The 16312-nt window shown below is 52.6% G+C and carries 19 protein-coding genes, 1 tRNA gene and 1 pseudogene; 9 read left to right on the top strand and 12 right to left on the bottom strand.

Annotation, left to right across the window (positions count from 1 at the left end; all coding sequences use genetic code 11):
* Positions 1-163: 163 nt before the first annotated feature.
* Complete coding sequence (helD, locus tag QZQ97_RS09180) at positions 164-2218, top strand: DNA helicase IV (protein ID WP_311993179.1); 2055 nt, start codon at positions 164-166, stop codon at positions 2216-2218.
* Positions 2219-2251: 33 nt separating this feature from the next.
* On the opposite strand, the gene QZQ97_RS09175 is transcribed toward helD, so the two are convergent.
* Together QZQ97_RS09175 and QZQ97_RS09170 are read right to left on the bottom strand one after the other, a co-directional pair.
* A complete protein-coding gene (locus QZQ97_RS09175; RefSeq protein ID WP_006320716.1) occupies positions 2252-2710 on the bottom strand; it encodes a methylglyoxal synthase in 459 nt (152 codons plus the stop codon).
* Positions 2711-2833: 123 nt separating this feature from the next.
* Positions 2834-3505, bottom strand: coding sequence for a DUF2057 family protein (locus QZQ97_RS09170; protein ID WP_311993902.1), 672 nt, complete (start codon positions 3503-3505; stop codon positions 2834-2836).
* Between the two features lie 259 nt (positions 3506-3764).
* Here QZQ97_RS09170 and QZQ97_RS09165 point away from each other — a divergent pair, with 259 nt between their 5' ends.
* Complete coding sequence (locus QZQ97_RS09165) at positions 3765-4178, top strand: CoA-binding protein (RefSeq protein ID WP_311993178.1); 414 nt, start codon at positions 3765-3767, stop codon at positions 4176-4178.
* A gap of 61 nt (positions 4179-4239) precedes the next feature.
* Here the strand turns inward: QZQ97_RS09165 and hspQ are convergent, their stop codons facing one another.
* Positions 4240-4557, bottom strand: a complete 318-nt coding sequence (gene hspQ / locus QZQ97_RS09160) for a heat shock protein HspQ (protein ID WP_004942817.1) — start codon at positions 4555-4557, stop codon at positions 4240-4242.
* Positions 4558-4618: 61 nt separating this feature from the next.
* A complete protein-coding gene (gene rlmI, locus QZQ97_RS09155) occupies positions 4619-5809 on the bottom strand; it encodes a 23S rRNA (cytosine(1962)-C(5))-methyltransferase RlmI (protein ID WP_311993177.1) in 1191 nt (396 codons plus the stop codon).
* Positions 5810-5899: 90 nt separating this feature from the next.
* Here rlmI and yccX point away from each other — a divergent pair, with 90 nt between their 5' ends.
* Complete coding sequence (gene yccX, locus QZQ97_RS09150) at positions 5900-6178, top strand: acylphosphatase (protein WP_126527812.1); 279 nt, start codon at positions 5900-5902, stop codon at positions 6176-6178.
* A gap of 3 nt (positions 6179-6181) precedes the next feature.
* On the opposite strand, the gene tusE is transcribed toward yccX, so the two are convergent.
* Together tusE and yccA are read right to left on the bottom strand one after the other, a co-directional pair.
* Positions 6182-6511: a sulfurtransferase TusE gene (tusE, locus tag QZQ97_RS09145; protein WP_311993176.1), complete on the bottom strand. Its 330-nt coding sequence runs from the start codon at positions 6509-6511 to the stop codon at positions 6182-6184.
* A gap of 111 nt (positions 6512-6622) precedes the next feature.
* Positions 6623-7282: an FtsH protease modulator YccA gene (gene yccA, locus QZQ97_RS09140; protein ID WP_004942825.1), complete on the bottom strand. Its 660-nt coding sequence runs from the start codon at positions 7280-7282 to the stop codon at positions 6623-6625.
* A 228-nt stretch (positions 7283-7510) separates the two neighbouring features.
* Here yccA and QZQ97_RS09135 point away from each other — a divergent pair.
* The 3 genes and pseudogenes from QZQ97_RS09135 to QZQ97_RS09125 all read left to right on the top strand — a co-directional run bounded on the left by QZQ97_RS09135 (position 7511) and on the right by QZQ97_RS09125 (position 8449).
* Positions 7511-7598, top strand: a tRNA-Ser gene (locus QZQ97_RS09135).
* A 100-nt stretch (positions 7599-7698) separates the two neighbouring features.
* Positions 7699-8001: pseudogene (locus tag QZQ97_RS09130) on the top strand (VasL domain-containing protein); the annotation flags it as partial.
* A gap of 235 nt (positions 8002-8236) precedes the next feature.
* Positions 8237-8449: a hypothetical protein gene (locus QZQ97_RS09125; RefSeq protein WP_311993175.1), complete on the top strand. Its 213-nt coding sequence runs from the start codon at positions 8237-8239 to the stop codon at positions 8447-8449.
* Between the two features lie 161 nt (positions 8450-8610).
* On the opposite strand, the gene QZQ97_RS09120 is transcribed toward QZQ97_RS09125, so the two are convergent.
* The 5 genes from QZQ97_RS09120 to QZQ97_RS09100 all read right to left on the bottom strand — a co-directional run bounded on the left by QZQ97_RS09120 (position 8611) and on the right by QZQ97_RS09100 (position 13426).
* Positions 8611-9705: an acyltransferase family protein gene (locus QZQ97_RS09120; RefSeq protein WP_311993174.1), complete on the bottom strand. Its 1095-nt coding sequence runs from the start codon at positions 9703-9705 to the stop codon at positions 8611-8613.
* 866 nt (positions 9706-10571) lie between these two features.
* The gene (locus QZQ97_RS09115) at positions 10572-11369 is read right to left on the bottom strand and encodes a DNA/RNA non-specific endonuclease (protein ID WP_311993173.1); all 798 of its coding nucleotides are present in this window, start codon (positions 11367-11369) and stop codon (positions 10572-10574) included.
* A gap of 210 nt (positions 11370-11579) precedes the next feature.
* On the bottom strand, positions 11580-11891 hold the full coding sequence (locus QZQ97_RS09110; protein ID WP_037430565.1) for a hypothetical protein: 312 nt from the start codon (positions 11889-11891) through the stop codon (positions 11580-11582).
* Between the two features lie 239 nt (positions 11892-12130).
* Positions 12131-12730, bottom strand: a complete 600-nt coding sequence (gene wrbA, locus QZQ97_RS09105; RefSeq protein WP_311993172.1) for an NAD(P)H:quinone oxidoreductase — start codon at positions 12728-12730, stop codon at positions 12131-12133.
* Positions 12731-12805: 75 nt separating this feature from the next.
* On the bottom strand, positions 12806-13426 hold the full coding sequence (locus QZQ97_RS09100; RefSeq protein ID WP_311993171.1) for a LysE family transporter: 621 nt from the start codon (positions 13424-13426) through the stop codon (positions 12806-12808).
* 68 nt (positions 13427-13494) lie between these two features.
* Here QZQ97_RS09100 and QZQ97_RS09095 point away from each other — a divergent pair, with 68 nt between their 5' ends.
* Together QZQ97_RS09095 and QZQ97_RS09090 are read left to right on the top strand one after the other, a co-directional pair.
* On the top strand, positions 13495-14418 hold the full coding sequence (locus tag QZQ97_RS09095) for a LysR family transcriptional regulator (RefSeq protein WP_311993170.1): 924 nt from the start codon (positions 13495-13497) through the stop codon (positions 14416-14418).
* A 141-nt stretch (positions 14419-14559) separates the two neighbouring features.
* On the top strand, positions 14560-14733 hold the full coding sequence (locus tag QZQ97_RS09090; protein ID WP_311993169.1) for a hypothetical protein: 174 nt from the start codon (positions 14560-14562) through the stop codon (positions 14731-14733).
* Here QZQ97_RS09090 and QZQ97_RS09085 read toward each other — a convergent pair.
* The gene (locus QZQ97_RS09085; RefSeq protein WP_311993168.1) at positions 14730-15305 is read right to left on the bottom strand and encodes a helix-turn-helix domain-containing protein; all 576 of its coding nucleotides are present in this window, start codon (positions 15303-15305) and stop codon (positions 14730-14732) included. The genes QZQ97_RS09090 and QZQ97_RS09085 overlap by 4 nt on opposite strands.
* Positions 15306-15372: 67 nt before the next feature.
* Here QZQ97_RS09085 and QZQ97_RS09080 point away from each other — a divergent pair, with 67 nt between their 5' ends.
* Entirely contained in the window at positions 15373-16290 is a 918-nt protein-coding gene (locus QZQ97_RS09080) for a DMT family transporter (protein ID WP_311993167.1), read from the top strand.
* Positions 16291-16312: the final 22 nt, after the last annotated feature.

The raw sequence follows: 16312 nt of genomic DNA, 5'->3' as shown, positions 1-16312 counted from the left end.
CGTCATTCTGCTCTAATGATGGCCAAACCGCGACGCGGTTGCGTTTGGTATCAAAACGCAAAATCTATTCTACCCTTTTTTTAGCGCTAGAGTGCCACTGCTTATCACAGGTAAACTGGCAGATATCCGTTATTTAATCTCAACATAGTCATGGCGCGCCGATATGGAACTTAAAGCGACATCGCTGGGGAAACACCTGGCTCAGCATCCTTATAACCGTGTGCGGTTGCTGCACGCTGGGGTTGAGGTGAGCGGTGAAAAGCATGAATATCTGATTCCTTTCAATCAGTTGATTCAAGTCAGATGCAAACGAGGCATCGTCTGGGGCGAGCTGGAATTTGAGCTGCCCGATGAAAAAGTGGTACGTCTGCATGGTACCGAATGGCAAGAAACTCAGCGTTTCTACCATTACCTGCAACAGGCCTGGCAGCAATGGAGCGCCGAGATGAGCGAAATCAGCTCCGGCGTTTTACAACAGCAGGTTGAACATATCCACCGTATTGAACAGCAGGACAAGTGGTTCAAAAAGTCCGAGCTGGGAAAATTGCAGCAGCAGATCCGACAGTCTTTTGGCGCTTTGCCAATGCCGGTAGCGCGGTTAGACGAGTTCGACAACTGCCGGGATGATTATCAGTTATGTCAGCAATGGTTGCAGCACGGATTGCGCAGTGTGGGGCAACGTAATCAGCAGTGGACAGAGCGCATGCTGGAGACGTATCACGATTTCTTCCAGACTATCGAAAGTTCACCGTTGAATGAGTCACAAAGCCGTGCAGTGGTCAATGGCGAAGACTCGGTGCTGGTTCTGGCGGGTGCCGGCAGTGGAAAAACCTCGGTGCTGGTGGCGCGAGCCGGCTGGTTGTTACGCCGTCAGGAGGCTGAACCCGGGCAGATACTGTTGTTGGCGTTTGGTCGCCAGGCAGCGGAAGAGATGAATGAGCGTATTCAGGAGCGTTTGGGCAGCGTAGCGATTCAAGCCAAAACTTTTCACGCGCTGGCGCTGCAGATCATTCAGCAGGGCAACCGCAAGGTGCCTGCAATCAGCAAGTTGGAAACCGACAGCAAGGCCCGGCGTGCTTTGTTGATTACCCATTGGCAGCAACAATGTACAGAGAAAAAAACTCAGGCCAAAGGATGGCGTCAGTGGTTGATTGATGAATTGGAATGGGACGTGCCCGAAGGCGACTTCTGGCAGGATAAACGCCTGACAGAGCGGCTGGCCGGCCGGCTCGAACGCTGGTTGGGACTGATGCGGATGCACGGTGGCAGCCAGGCGGAAATGATCGAACAGGCGGATGAAGAGATCCGTGACCTGTTTTCAAAACGCATTCGCCTGATGGCACCGTTGCTGAAAGCCTGGAAAAGTGCGCTGAAAGATGAAGGGGCAGTGGATTTTTCCGGCCTTATTCATCAGGCGGTCCATATTCTGGAAAAAGGGCGTTTTGTCAGCCCGTGGAAGCATATTCTGGTCGATGAGTTCCAGGATATTTCGCCGCAACGAGCCCAGTTGCTGGCAGCGCTACGCAAGCAGAATAAGCAAACCTGCCTGTTCGCGGTGGGGGATGACTGGCAGGCTATTTACCGCTTTAGCGGTGCGGAGTTGACGCTAACCACGGCCTTTGCCGAAAACTTTGGCGAAGGTGCCCAGTGTGCGCTCGATACCACTTACCGTTTCAATGAACGTATCGGTGAGGTGGCAAACCGCTTTGTACAACAGAATCCACACCAGTTGAAAAAACCGTTGAACAGCCTGAGTAAAGGCAATAAGAAATCGGTGGTGATTTTACCGCATGAGCAACTGGAGAATCTGCTCGACAAGCTGAGCGGTTACGCCAAGCCGGATGAGCGCATTCTGGTGCTGGCGCGTTATCATCATCTGAAACCGGAAGTGCTGTCGAAAGCGGCGACCCGGTGGCCAAAACTGACCCTCGAGTTTATGACTATTCACGCCAGCAAAGGGCAGCAGGCGGAGTATGTGATTATCGCCGGTTTGCACGAAGGCAACGATGGTTTCCCCGCGGTAGCGCGTGAGTCGGTGCTGGAGGATGTCTTGTTGCCCCAACCGGAAGATTTTCCGGATGCAGAGGAGCGGCGGCTGCTGTATGTGGCGCTGACACGCGCTAAGCATCAGGTCTGGCTATTGCAGGATCGCGAACGTCCGTCGGTGTTCGTTGAGCATTTGCAGGATCTCGGCGTGCCGCTGCAGAAAAAACCTTAAGTTCAGGGCCTGGTGTTTGCCAGGCCGCAATCACTACTTCAGGCGATCCTGCAAATAACGCTGATAATCTGGAATAGCGATTTCCACTTCGCTTTTAAACAGCGAAGAATCAATCAGGAAATCTGCGGTAGAGCGATTGGTGGCGACGGGAATATTCCATACTGTCGCCAGGCGCAGCAGGGCTTTTACGTCCGGGTCATGGGGTACCGCATTCAAGGGATCCCAGAAGAAAATCAACATATCGATTTTACCTTCCGCAATCAGTGCGCCGACCTGTTGATCGCCGCCCATCGGGCCGCTCAGCATGCTTTGTACCGGAATGCCACTGGCCCGCTGGATCAGGTTGCCGGTGGTGCCGGTGGCGTACAACTGATGCTGCTCCAATACGGATTTATTGTCTTCAACCCACTTGAGCAGGGCTTGCTTGCGGTGATCGTGTGCCACCAATGCAATGTGTTTGCGCGCGGCGATAGTGCGGGTAGTAAATTCCATCTCGATGTCCTTCGCTGATCGGGGGGGATGTGCGACAGATTACTGAAACTGTTTTTCACTGCCTAGCGTTTACACCGGAAAATGCGAAGAAAGCGTGCCTTTGTGCAAAAGGCGCCGCTGATCCTAATGGGTGGCCTGTTTATTGGCCCACTGCAGGAAACGTTTCTGGGTGTCTTTATCTGCCTGTTGAAACCAGTATTGCAGCATTTGTTCGGAAACGTTTTCACCCTTCAACGTCACCGTGGGAGAGTTTAATGTTGTGCTGCCCAGTGGGGAGGGCGACGCGCCGGTACGAACCTGTGCGAAGGATGGCACCGAGGCTGGGCGATTCTGGCTGTTGTAATCCGCCATCAGTTTTTCCAGATCAATATTGAGCGTCACGCCATCGGGGTGCAACACGTCATGTCTCATCGCCAACGCGTTGCCTTTTTTATCAATAACCTGGTAATTAAGCGTTTTATCAAATCTCTGGCCATCACGTACATTCTCAATGCGTGGCAACTCAATGGCTACGGAGCTGACATTTTGCGTATTGAAGGTGGCGATAAGCGGTGGGGAGGTATAGGCCGTTACCTCATGCTGGCCCGAGCGAACAGACTTGACGACTTTAAACAGCAACTGATGCTGTCCGCCATCCAGCTCCAGGCTGTCGGCGCCTTTTAGCAACGATCCCGTCATTTTCTTGCCATCAACCACCAGCAGGTCGATATCAGAGGAGAGTCTCAGGGTCGTAGCTACGGCTGGCACGCTGATACTGATGCTGAGCAGCCCCGCAACCATCAGACCAAATTTCATCGTTATCTCCTTATAAGTGGCATCGTTATTAGTGTTGGACATGCCATAGATTGTGTCAAAATTTTTCATAAATGCGTTTTTGTTTACAAATATACACATTTATATTTATTTTGACATCATTCGCCGAGTGAATGTTAGCAGTGACAGCATCAGACCACAAAAGTGGCAGGGAGTTTCCGGGGTATCGCGTTTCGTCGATTCAAGGTCAATGAGTTACACTCATCACAGGGGAGTCCCTGTCAATTATTGGGAGCGGAAAATGCAAGACAACGACATTGCCGGCCTGCTGCAACAGGTGAAAACCATTGCGCTGGTGGGTGCCAGTGATAATCCGGCGCGCGCCAGCTTTGGCGTGATGGCCTATTTGCTTTCACAGGGGTACCAGGTGACACCGGTTAGCCCCAAGCTGGCGGGGCAGATGCTCCTGGGCCGGCAAGTTTATGCGAAGCTGGCGGATATTCCGCATCTGATCGATATGGTTGACGTATTTCGCAATTCAGAGGCTGCATACGAGGTGGCGCAAGAGGCTATTGCCATCGGTGCCAAGGCGTTGTGGCTGCAAATCGGCGTAATTAATGAGCAAGCAGAGGCATTGGCGAACGAAGCGGGGCTTAAGGTGGTGATGGATCGTTGCCCTAAAATCGAAATCCCGCGGCTGGGCCTCGAGCACTGAGTAAAATAAAGGCCTGGTATTGCGCCAGGCCTTTAAGGCGAGTTTCTCAGGCCATTACGCATCAGTTGCGCAGGCGTGGTGCCTGTAACTGGTGACGGATGGATTCCGCCAGTTCATCCAGCGATGGTTGTTCGGGGTGGGCGTCTTGAGCTTCCCCATCCAGCTGTGCTTCCGCCAGGTAGGTATGCACCGGTTGGCCTTCTTCGTCTTCCATCACCACGTGGTACCAAGGGGCGAACCGCAGATCGGTATTCGCCGCTATCTCATCAGCTTTGGGCTGCTCGAGGGAGTATTCAGGGTCGATATCGATAATCACGCCCAAATACCCCAGCAACTTATGCCGAACCTGTTGTCCGATACCGAATTTGCTGGCAATCATGATGACCTCCTGAGAAACAGTGCGTTGCTCTCTATATGAGGGCAACGCAGCGTATTTCAAGTTACATCACCCGGCACGCAAACCCTTTCAAATACAATCCTTCAGGATAAGTTGCGATAACCGGGTGATCGGCAGCCTGACGGTACTGCTCTATAAATTGTACATCACGCCCGGCATCTACAGCGGCGTCGGCCAAAATTTTCTGGAACAAATCGGTTGGCATCAGGCCGGAGCAGGAGAAACTGAGCAAAATGCCGCCCGGATTGAGCAACTGCAACGCCAGCATATTGATATCTTTATAGCCGCGGCAGGCACTGGCCAGTTGGTTTTTGTTTTCGACGAACTTCGGTGGATCCATAATGATCAGGTCGAATTTTTCGCCTTGCGTACGGTAGGCGCGCAGCAACTGGAATACATCATCGCGCACAAACTCAGCTTTGCTCAGGTCCAACCGGTTCAGTTCGACATTCTGCTTGGCGATATCCAGCGCAGCTTGCGATGTATCTACGCTGATCACCTGCGAACAACCGCCCATCAGGGCTGAAACGGCGAAGGCTCCGGTGTAGGAGAAACAGTTGAGTACGCGGCGGCCGGCGGAATAATTACGTGCCGCCAGGCGACTGTCGCGCTGATCGAGGTAAAAACCGGTCTTATGGCCTTGCTGGATATCCACCAACAGCTTCATGCCGTGCTCGGTAATTGGCAGCAGAGCAGGGGGAAGATCGCCCAGCACAGGCCCCTGCGCCAACGGCAAACCTTCTTTTTTACGTACAGCTACGTCTGAACGATCGTAGATCGCACATTCAGGATAGCAATGCTGCAAGGCGGTAATCAGCGCCGCGCGTTGGTATTCGGCGCCGGCGGACAGTAATTGCAGGACCAGGAAATTCTGGAAACGATCGATGGTAACGCCTGGCATACCATCAGATTCGCCGGCAATCAGGCGATAACCATCCAGCCCATCACGTTTCGCTACCCAATCACGCCAGTTTTGTGCCTGCTGCAAGCGGCGGACAAAGAAATCGATGTTAATCTCTTCTTCCTGCTGGAATGTCCAGACACGGGCGCGGATCTGCGACTCAGGTGAATAGGCGCCGCGCGCCAACCATTTGCCCTGGGCGTCGTGAATATCAATAGTTTCGCCGGAAAGGGCTTTACCTTCAATACGTTGAACGGCACCGGAGAATACCCATGGGTGGCGACGGAGTAAGGATTTTTCACGTCCTTTGGCGAGAAACAGGCGTACGGTCATAATTAAGAATGTGCCAGCTAGATAAAAAGAGTGACATCGCCGTGCGACGCACAGGCCATGCCATAAACGAAAGTTGATAAGGGGCGGATTATGACACAAGTTTGCATTGCTGCGTATGTCTATGGCGTGGTGCAAGGGGTGGGGTTTCGCTATAACACCCAGCATCAGGCGACGGCGTTGGGGTTAAGCGGTTATGCGCGCAACCTTGATGACGGCAGCGTCGAAGTGGTGGCCTGCGGCGAACAACCGCAGGTAGATAAGCTGGTGGAATGGCTGAAGAACGGTGGCCCGCGCAGCGCACGTGTCGATCGCGTTTTGGTTGAGCCCCGCGGCACGGCCGATTACCAGGGTTTCAGTATTCGCTATTAACGTTTAGATGCATTTTACCGGTTTTGGCAGGCCGGCGATTTTTGTTGCCTGCTTGGCCGGGCCTTTTGGAAACAGGCGATACAGGTAACGGCTGTTGCCTTTCTCTTCACCGTATTTCTGCGCCATGGCTTTCACCAGCATGCGGATTGCCGGTGAAGTATTAAATTCCTGGTAAAAGTTACGCACAAAGCGCACCACTTCCCAATGCGCCTCGCTTAGCGTTATCTCTTCCTGTGCAGCCAGTAGCGGCGCCAGGCCCTCATGCCAGTCTGCGCTGTTTTTCAGGTAACCTTGCGCATCAGTTTCAATAGTCTGGCCTTCAAACTCCAACATACTGCCTCGATAACGAATGATTCAGAACGGCCGCCAGTTTAACAAATTTTTGGTTGTCGCAAAAAACAAAACCCCGCCGAGGCAGGGTTTGGGTGTTTAGCAAGCGTTGACTCAGTTGCTGCGCGCGAAGCCCAAAATACTTAACAGGCTGATGAACATGTTATACAGCGACACATACAGGCTGACGGTGGCGCGGATGTAGTTGGTCTCGCCGCCGTGGATGATATTGCTGGTTTCCCACAAGATTGCGCCGGCGGAGAACAGAATAAACAGTGCACTGATCGCCAGATGCAGGGCCGGAATTTGCAGGAACAGGTTAGCGATTACCGCAACCAGCAACACCACAAAGCCTGCCATCATCATCCCGGACAGGAATGACATATCCTTGCGCGTGGTCAGCACATAGGCTGAACAGCAGAAGAACACCACTGCGGTGCCGCCCAGCGCCAGCATGATCAGATCGCCGGCCCCGGTATTAATGAACGAGCTGAGGATTGGACCCAGTGCGTACCCCATAAAACCGGTCAGCGCAAATGCCGCCAGGATACCCGCCGGGCTGTTCGCCAGTTTGTGGGTCAGGAACATCAAGCCGTAGAACCCGACCAGCATCAACAGCAGGCCCGGCGCCGGCAACCCCAGCATGGTGCTGGCGGTCGCGGTCAGCGCGGAAAACGCCAGCGTTAACGAAAGCAGGAAGTAGGTATTGCGCAGAACTTTATGCGTGCTGAGCAACGAGTCGCGCGAGGAGGATGAGACGACAATACGGTCCATAATGATCTCTCTTATCAGGTCATCACAAAATTAGTTCCGATGATAGGCAGCGCAAGCGTTTGATTAAAGTTTGTTTACCAATCTTTACCGTTAGTTATCATTGCTGCAACCCTGAGCGAACGTTGGTGGTTTCTTCAACGCTTGCACGCCAGGTGCTGTTTTTTCGTTCGGTTGAGCGGGAATGGGCTTTACAAGCGGATCGGCTCTGTTTATAGTTCGGCTCGTTGCGGAGGGGTGGCCGAGTGGCTGAAGGCAACGGTCTTGAAAACCGTCGACGGGAAACCGTTCCAGAGTTCGAATCTCTGCTCCTCCGCCATACATTCTGACCCCGTGCTCTTCGAGCGCGGGGTTTTTTGTATCTGGCGCACTGAAACGCCCATAAACTCCTGCCTGCCTTCCGTTTCTCTCGCTACTGTTTGCCGGCAGAAAATCTGAATGGCTGGCATCAGGGAATGATGAAGCTACAGCAACTCAGCGACAGGCTGAATGGGCTGGATGAGCAAAAGGGAAAATACATGACGGTCAGCGAACTGAAATCAGTCGTATTTACCGCCATGCAGTCGTTTAACCGTACCATGCCGCTCGAAGAACAGTTGCGAATATTGGCGCAAACACCTGCAGGGCAGCCGTTGCCTTCCGCCGTGCAGGCTCAGGTGGAGATGCATCTGAAGCAGCTTGGTGGCCATTATGCCGCTCTAAAACAACGCTCACCAGAGTAGACTCCCGCTGACATAGCCAAAAAGCAGGTATACGCGGGATGCGAAAATCAGCTTTTTATCGGCACGACCGTGCCAGATGGCCCGACTTTCTGCTACTGAACAAACTGTCACATCGTTTTTTCCCCGATCTGTTCGATGTCATCCCTGGTCGACGGGTTTCCAACGCTTGATCAGGGCAGTGCAAAGGTTAAAATGGAGTAATGCGATTGCGCTTAACTCTTTCATGGAGATAGAGATGAACTGGTATCAAGTGGCGTTATGGACCATGATTTTTCTGAAGTCCGGAGCGTTTCTGGTGTTCGTTTGGTGGTGGATGTTCAAGCGTGCAACCAAGCCTTATGTTCGTCCGGAAAATGTCGTTATTGACGAAACGCCAGAGGATGAAAATCTGACCATGGAAGACGTCATGAAGAAACACGGGATTACGCGTGTGGAAAATCAAACTTAAGCAGTCACTTCGATTCTCAGATGTTTTCCATAGCGGATTCACCTTGTTGACTAGTATTAATCGATGATAAGTGAATAATCATTTAGACGGTGAGAGGGGGTTTTATACACCCCTCTCACCTTTTTTATTGGTAGGGTTTTATTCAATGCCAGAAAAAGATTCTAAGCTATTTTCTTTTTCCGGAATAATGAGTCTCTGACCGCATCGAAGTAATATTGAAGCTGAGTGACAGGTTTCTCTATAAACATGCTGAATAGATATTTCCAGATAAAGGATAACCTTTTCTCGATAATGAAATGCATCAGCGCTGCAATGATGAAAACAGAAGTGATAATGATAATGTATGCAACTATTTTATTATCGTTCGTTGCAAACTTGTTTAGCATCATATACCCAAAGTGGGCGTGAATTAAATATATTGGGTATGTTAAAGCCCCCGCTAGTTTCGACCCTTTTAACTTGAGATTTTCTGATAACTTTGTGTTTTGAAGGAAAAAGAATAGATAAAACAAAGTGATTACAATTGAAATGACGATCGCTGAGTTTCCTGTTCCAGTTGCCTCGCCAGGTAATTCAGCACGATTAACTATGTAAATAGTGCTTATTACATAAAGAGCGGTCAGGACAGCAAACCTGAACAGAGTAAAACGTTCTTTTAAAATAGCAAACAACGCTCCCGAAACGAAATAACCGTAAAAACCACCCAGGTATACGTGACTTTCCAAGCCTAAGAAATAAGACAAGGTTATAATCACACCCCATGCGACAATAATTTTTTCTAAGTACTTTTGTAACCCGATAAAAAGAAGGGCGAATATCAATAAATAGAATTTTAATTCAAATATTAATGTCCAGTAAACACCATCGACATTTTCAACCCCAAGCAGTGACTGTAACATCGTGAGATTGACAAGTACCGTGCTTAAATTTGTTGACATCATGCTGCCACCCAGGAAATAAGCAAAGATCGATGTAAAAATAACTGCAAACCAGTACGCTGGATAAAGTCTTGTTACTCGAGATGACGCGAACTTTGCGGCGGTTCTGTTTTTTGCGGAATAGAATATTACGTATCCACTAATCATGAAAAACAACTCTACACCCAAATAACCATACTTCGTTATTTCAGAAAGGTGCGGAATGAAATCGATTGTGTACACTTTTCCATTATTGATTCCGTTAAATGTATAGTGAAATAAAACGACCATTAGTGCCGCAAATAGTCGTCCATAATCCAGAAGTTCGAGTCTTTTCATCGATGTATCCCCTATCATTTTTTTGAGTGCATTTCATTACGTTCAAAAATAGCATTTTAATAAAAATATAAACTTATACAGACGGATCTGTTGCGAGATGCACCCATGCCATTACAAAACGTATAGATATTATGTTTTTTTGAATTTTTATTTAAAATCAACTGACTGCATTGATTTGATTGAGCGGCTATTTTGGCGTGTTTAGCATGCTTCATTTTCATTCCAGAATTTTACAAAACAGTCATTTATGTTCCATTTAATGTTCTTTGTCAATAAAAATATTCCCGCCGGTTAAAAATGAGAATTTCGCTATGATTACCGGAGGTTTTCCCATACTAACTTACTGCAAAAGCTAAAATATATTGTGTTTTCGGAAAGGGCTGATTCTAATCTGGGACGTTATAACTCATCTGAAAAATGCTCATTGCATCGTATGGGCTATTGGCGATATGTCATGCTTAACAAGATTGTCTTTTTTATCTTTTTTGATACTTATAATGAAAACTGATACTCATCGTATTTGCAGGCAAAGACACAGATTTGAGTTCCGCTCCATCAATAACGTTCCAGGTAAAAAAAGCTATATGAACTAAACTTCAGCCTCAGCAAGAAGGGAACAAGCGCGGCTGATGTTTTCAATGATGCAGTAACCTGAGGTTTTTCAATACAATTTGCGAAACAAAAAAATGCTGAAGGGCTTCAGGTTCCTGGCAAAGCCTTCACAGGTTTTCTTCGCCAGGACGCGGTATGCTTCGGTTACCCTGACAATCAATATGGTAAACAGGGGCGAACATATTCGCCCTCTGTCAATTAAGCAAACGCTATTTTGTCATCAACCTAAACCCGCCGAAGCGGGTTTTTTGGTTTTAGCTCTTGCAGCCCATCAGCTCCGGCAGCACTCCTGGCTTGCTCTTCAGCGAAGCCTGCACATCCTCCGGCAGACCTGCCCAGATAATCAGCCCGGTACGCTTCTCGATCTCGCTGACCGTTACGCGATACTGGCAGAAATCGGCACTTTTCGGGGTGTTTTGATCAAACAGAAACGCGGCGTAGTGGTTCACTTCCGGGCTGTTGTTGATAAAAATCACCTTCCAGTAGGCGCTGGGGATAGTGTGGGCTTTTTGGGTGCCCGGCAGTTTGCCCATATCACGTTCATACAGCGGGCCGGTGACGGTATACACCGAGCTGATATCCGCCCGGTCAATCAGCTTGCGTTCCTGATCTTCCAGCCGCGCCCAGGATCCCTGATTCAGATCGGCTTTCTGCGGCGTAATGTTTGAAAGGTAGTTCAGCGACTCCCAGTCAGACACTCCCGCCAGCGAGGCCAACGGTGCCTGATGCCCGCGGTCAACCTTCAGCGCTGCATTGGCGCCGGTGTAATCCGCCGGTACCAGCGTATCCGCCGGGTTCAGCGCCGGGTCGGTTTTCCAGTTGCGATCCTTGCCGCTGGCCGGCGTGTCCTTGGTGATGTGGTAAGCCACCCAGTTGGCGAACTTGGTGCTGCTGTTATTGTTCAGCGTATAAGCGTGGCGAACGATAGATACGTTGCTGCTGCCGCCAGTCGGGCAACCCACCGCGCAGTTGTCGATGGATTCGAGCGTTTCGGCCGAAGCCTGAGCGGCAAACAGCAAGGCGGCCAGGGCCAACATCTTGTTAAAGCGCATATTCATGTCCTCAATAAGTTAAATTATACTGTATGTATTTACAGTGTTTTTAACTTATATCAGTGAAATGAATACAACAATGCAACACATTCAGGTTGTGAATGTGCTACAGCTGATACACAAAGTTGTGTCGAATTGGAGGGGGAAATCGAGAGCGGCGATAGCAGCAGGCGGCTAACCTTCGATACCACCGACTAATAAGGCTTGTGTTTATTCCAACAGGTTATTTACGGTGCGGCGCACATACTGCGTCATCTGTGCCAGATCTTCAGGCGATACTGGCCCTCCGCCGGCACGTACTACCTGCTGTTCTATCTGGGCGATCTCCTGCTCGACCTTATTGGCAATCTGCACCTTGACGATTTTATCCACAGACGAGAGCAGGACTTTCAACACCACTTTCAGCGCAACGTTCTCGCAGAACGAGTCGTAGTGGTGAACTGCCGGCGGCGCAACGGGTGGCTCGGGTGCGCGCGGGGCCATAGCCTTGAAACTGTCTACATTTTCAATAATAAGATCCATGTCTCTTATTAGTTCATCAAAATCTTTAGACACTGACTTATTTCCCTTCGCTATGCGCAAAAACAGAACGCCCGCCATCAGGGCCAATGCCGGTGATAGACGGGCAGAACGAATTTCGACCGTGACGTTCAGGTAGTGAATGGCAGGCTGAGCGGCATTTTAACCTTGCTGCGGGTTGGCAACAAGATGGGGCCGAACGAATCCGCGGCCCCACCGGGTAGATAACGGAAGGTTATTGCTTAACTTTTCAGCTTGGCGGTGATTTTCGCCACGTGTTCGCCCTGATAACGGGCAATGGTCAGTTCTTCCTGGCTGGGCTGACGCGAGCCGTCGGCACCGGCGATAGTGGTCGCGCCATAGGGCGTTCCGCCGCGGGTGTGGGAGACGTCAAACAGCTCGGGCGTGGCGTAGCCGATCGGCACGATAATAAAGCCGTGGTGCGCCAGCGTAGTCCAGGTGGAGGTGATGGTATGCTCCTGGCCACCGCCGGTACCGGTGGAAGAAAATACGCTGCCGACCTTGCCATACAACGCGCCGGAAGCCCACAGCCCCCCGGTTTGATCGAGGAAGGTGCGCATCTGCCCGGCCATGTTGCCAAAGCGGGTAGGGGTGCCGAAGATAATGCCATCGTAATCGGCCAACTCCTGTGGCGTGGCGACAGGCGCTTTTTGATCGCTTTTGCCGCCGGCTTTGGCGAAGGCGTCCGGCGGCATGGTTTCCGGCACCCGTTTCACAGTGACTTCAACGCCGCTGACTCTGCGCGCGCCTTCTGCTACCGCTTCTGCCAGCGTTTCGATATGCCCATACATTGAGTAATAAAGGACCAAAACTTTTGCCATGTTGCGTTCCCCGCTCGGTGATTGAAAGAGTGGCCCCATAAGCATAGAAGTGAATGCTGAACTTATCCTTGGACCTTATTTGATGCCGGCTACCGCCAGCAGCGCGCCGAAGGCGATCAGCAGGCCGCCAAAGGCTCTGTCGATGCCTTTGCGCAGGCGCAGCAGGCGCGCATTGACGCCCGGCGCGGAAAACAGCAGCGCTACAGCGGCAAACCAGAGAATATGAGCAACCGCAATAAACAACCCATAGCCGATCTGCACGCTGAGCGGCGTCTGCGGATTGACCACCTGCATGAATAGGCTGACGATAAAAATAGTGGTTTTGGGGTTCAGCACATTGGTCAAAAAACCGGTCTTCAGCGCGGCGAAGTCACTGGTGGCGGCTGTGTCTGCGCGGGAAGAGGCGGCAGCGGCAGCCCCGGCGTGGCGCAGCATGCTGACACCCAGATAAATCAAATAGGCGGCGCCGATCGCCTTCAGCAGGGTAAACAGCCACAGCGATTGTTGGATCAATACGCCGACACCGACCAGGGTATAGCTCACGTGGATCAACACACCGGCGCCGATACCGCAGGCGGTCAGTACCCCGGCGCGGCGGGAAAGCAGCAGGCTGTTGCGCGACACCATGGCAAAGTCCGGTCCCGGGCTGATAACGGCGAGTAAAGTGATGGTGACGACGGCGAGGAGTTCAGTCATAGTTATCCTGTAAAAAATCAGAATTAGAGTGGCTGATTTATAAGAGGAATAGCCGGCGGTGACAAACGATGAAATCTGACAATATCAGTGAGAAAAACTCACGCAAAATTAATCGGCCGCTGTCACTGGGCGGGCTGCGCTGCTTTGAGGCCGCTGCGCGACTGGAAAGCTTTACGCAGGCGGCGAATGGCCTGAATCTGACGCATGGGGCCGTCAGCCGTGCGGTCAGGGCGCTGGAGGATGAGCTGGGCGTTGCGTTGTTCGAACGCCGCCACCGGCGGGTATATCTAACGCCAGCCGGGCACACGCTGTTTCAGGCGTCTCAGCAAGCATTCGGCATTCTGGATCATACGGCGCAAACGCTGCGCCGGCAGGCGCAGGACGCGCCACTGGTGTTGTCGTGCGAGCCAACGTTATTGATGCGCTGGTTGATACCACGCCTGCCGGCGTTTCAGCAGGCGCACCCGGAAATCAACCTGCAACTGGTGGCCGGTGGCGGGCCATTTTCGTTTCATGACGGCATTACCGCCGCTATCCGGCGCAACGATTTTGACTGGGGGGATAAGCTGTACAGCCTGGCGTTGTTCAGCGAGCGGGTCGGACCGGTGTGCAAACCTGAAACGCTGCGGCGCTGGGTAACCCTTGGCGACGGCCAACCGCAGTTGAGCCACGACGCGGTACTGCTGCATTCCGCCACCCGTCCCGACGCCTGGCGGCAATGGGCGCAGGGGCAAGGCGTGGCGCTGACTGGCCGGCCGGAGCAGCGTTTTGACCATTTCTATTTCAGCCTGCAGGCGGCAGTGGCGGGGATGGGGATTGCCATCGGCCCGTGGCAGCAGGTACGCGATGATGTGGCCGCCGGCTTACTGAGCGCACCCTTCGGTTTTACGCCGGACGGCAGTGGTTACTGTTTGTTGTCGCCACAGGAAATCAGGCCAGGTAGCGCGCTCGCCAGGCTGGCGGACTGGCTGAAGTTCAGTGCAGATGCCTGAGCTTTTGCTCCGGCCGCTGCCGTTGCCAACGGCTGAAAACATCTGGTAGCCGCAGGGTGCGCACGACAGGCGGGTGACACCCGCGGCCGACGAGGACTAAACTACACTTGCAGTGTGTCCGGCCTATTAACGGAGGAAACAATGACATCATATCGTGGCATCAAACGGGTATTGCTGAGCGACGGCGCCATCAAGCATGTGGTCGTGGAGGACGACGTGGGCGATGAACGTACTTTCGCCGCCAGGGATTACATTTCCGAGGGGATCCAGCCGCCGTTGGAAGAGCTGCCGGAAGTGCCGGCGCTGGATGATTAAAAGGTGACGTTGCGGATAAAACGCAGCGGCCGATCGGTGCGGTTGACGTAGGCATAGTGCTGATCGCTGTTGAACACCTGGGTTTCACCGGCATCCAGCGTCAGGGTCTGTTGCTCCAGCACCAGCGTCAGGCTGCCGGTGATCACATAGATAATCTCATTCCAGCCTGCGGCATCCGGCAGCGAGTCGTAGCGTTCGCCCGGCATCAGCGCCCATTCCCACAGCTCCACCCGCTGACGTGCGGGAACGCTGGCGATGAACACCGCCTGGCTTGCCGGCTCGCGACCTTGCCAGGCCAGTTCACCCACCAGATGATTGCCGCGTGCTTCCGGTGCCTGGATCAGATCGGTGAAGGCGATATTCAGCGCCTCGGCAAATTTGTCCAACACCGCCAGGCTGACGTTGCGGTCGCCGGCCTCAATCCCGGCCAGCATGCGGCGGCTGACGCCGGATTTTTCCGCCAGCGCCATCTGGCTTAGCCCGGCTTGCTGGCGGTATCCGCGCAGGTTGCTGCTCAGATATTGCAGCACTTTGAGCGCGTCATGTTTTTCATTGTGCACTATATTGCTCATCCGCAGGCATTCCCTCATACTGGTGCGATCTGTGCATTATATTGCACCCGGCATTAAGGGCAAGTCAGTGTCTGCAGTAAAAAAATCTTTTGTTTCTACACTTATTTCCAAAATTAAACTTCAGGAAGCGGTGCTGATTTTCATCACCATGATCTGGGGCGGAACCTTTTTGGCGGTGCATCACGCCATGCAGGTCAGCGGGCCGTTTTTTTTCGTCGGGTTGCGTTTTGCCGCCGCCACGTTGGTGCTGACGCTGTTCTCCCTGCGTACTCTGCGCGGGTTAACCTGGTATGAACTGAAAGCGGGCGTGTTTATCGGCATTGCCATCATGTTTGGCTACGGCTTGCAAACCCTTGGGTTGCAAACGATCAGCAGCAGCCAGTCGGCATTTATCACCGCCATGTATGTGCCGATGGTGCCGCTGTTACAGTGGCTGGTGCTGGGGCGTTTTCCCGGCCTGATGTCGTGGGTCGGCGTTCTGTTGGCGTTCACCGGTCTGATGCTGTTGGCCGCGCCGAGCAGTGCGGATATGACGCTCAGCGTCGGCGAGATACTGACATTGATCGGCACGCTGGGAATGGCGGCCGAGATCATTCTGATTGGCGCCTATGCCGGTAAGGTGAATATCAAACGGGTGACGGTGGTGCAACTGGCCACGGCATCGCTGGCCTCGTTCCTGATGATGGTGCCGACCGGCGAGGCGGTGCCGCCGTACACCAGTTATCTGCTGTACAGCGCGATAGGGCTGGGCATTGCCAGCGCCATGATTCAACTGACGATGAACTGGGCGCAGCGCAGCATGTCACCGACCCGCGCTACGGTCATTTATGCCGGCGAACCGGTCTGGGCGGGGATCGTCGGGCGTATCGCCGGGGAACGTTTACCGGGGGTAGCCCTGCTGGGTTGCGGGCTGATTGTGCTGGGCGTGCTGGTCAGCGAACTGCGCATTCGCCGCAAGGGCAAAGCCGCGGCGCTGGTTGAATAAGGCCCGGCAGGCCGGGCCCTCG

Origin of the sequence: Serratia sp. root2, assembly GCF_031931805.1 — a bacterium.
GTDB classification, from domain to species: Bacteria; Pseudomonadota; Gammaproteobacteria; order Enterobacterales; family Enterobacteriaceae; genus Serratia; species Serratia inhibens.
This window is presented reverse-complemented; position numbering and strand designations above follow the sequence as displayed.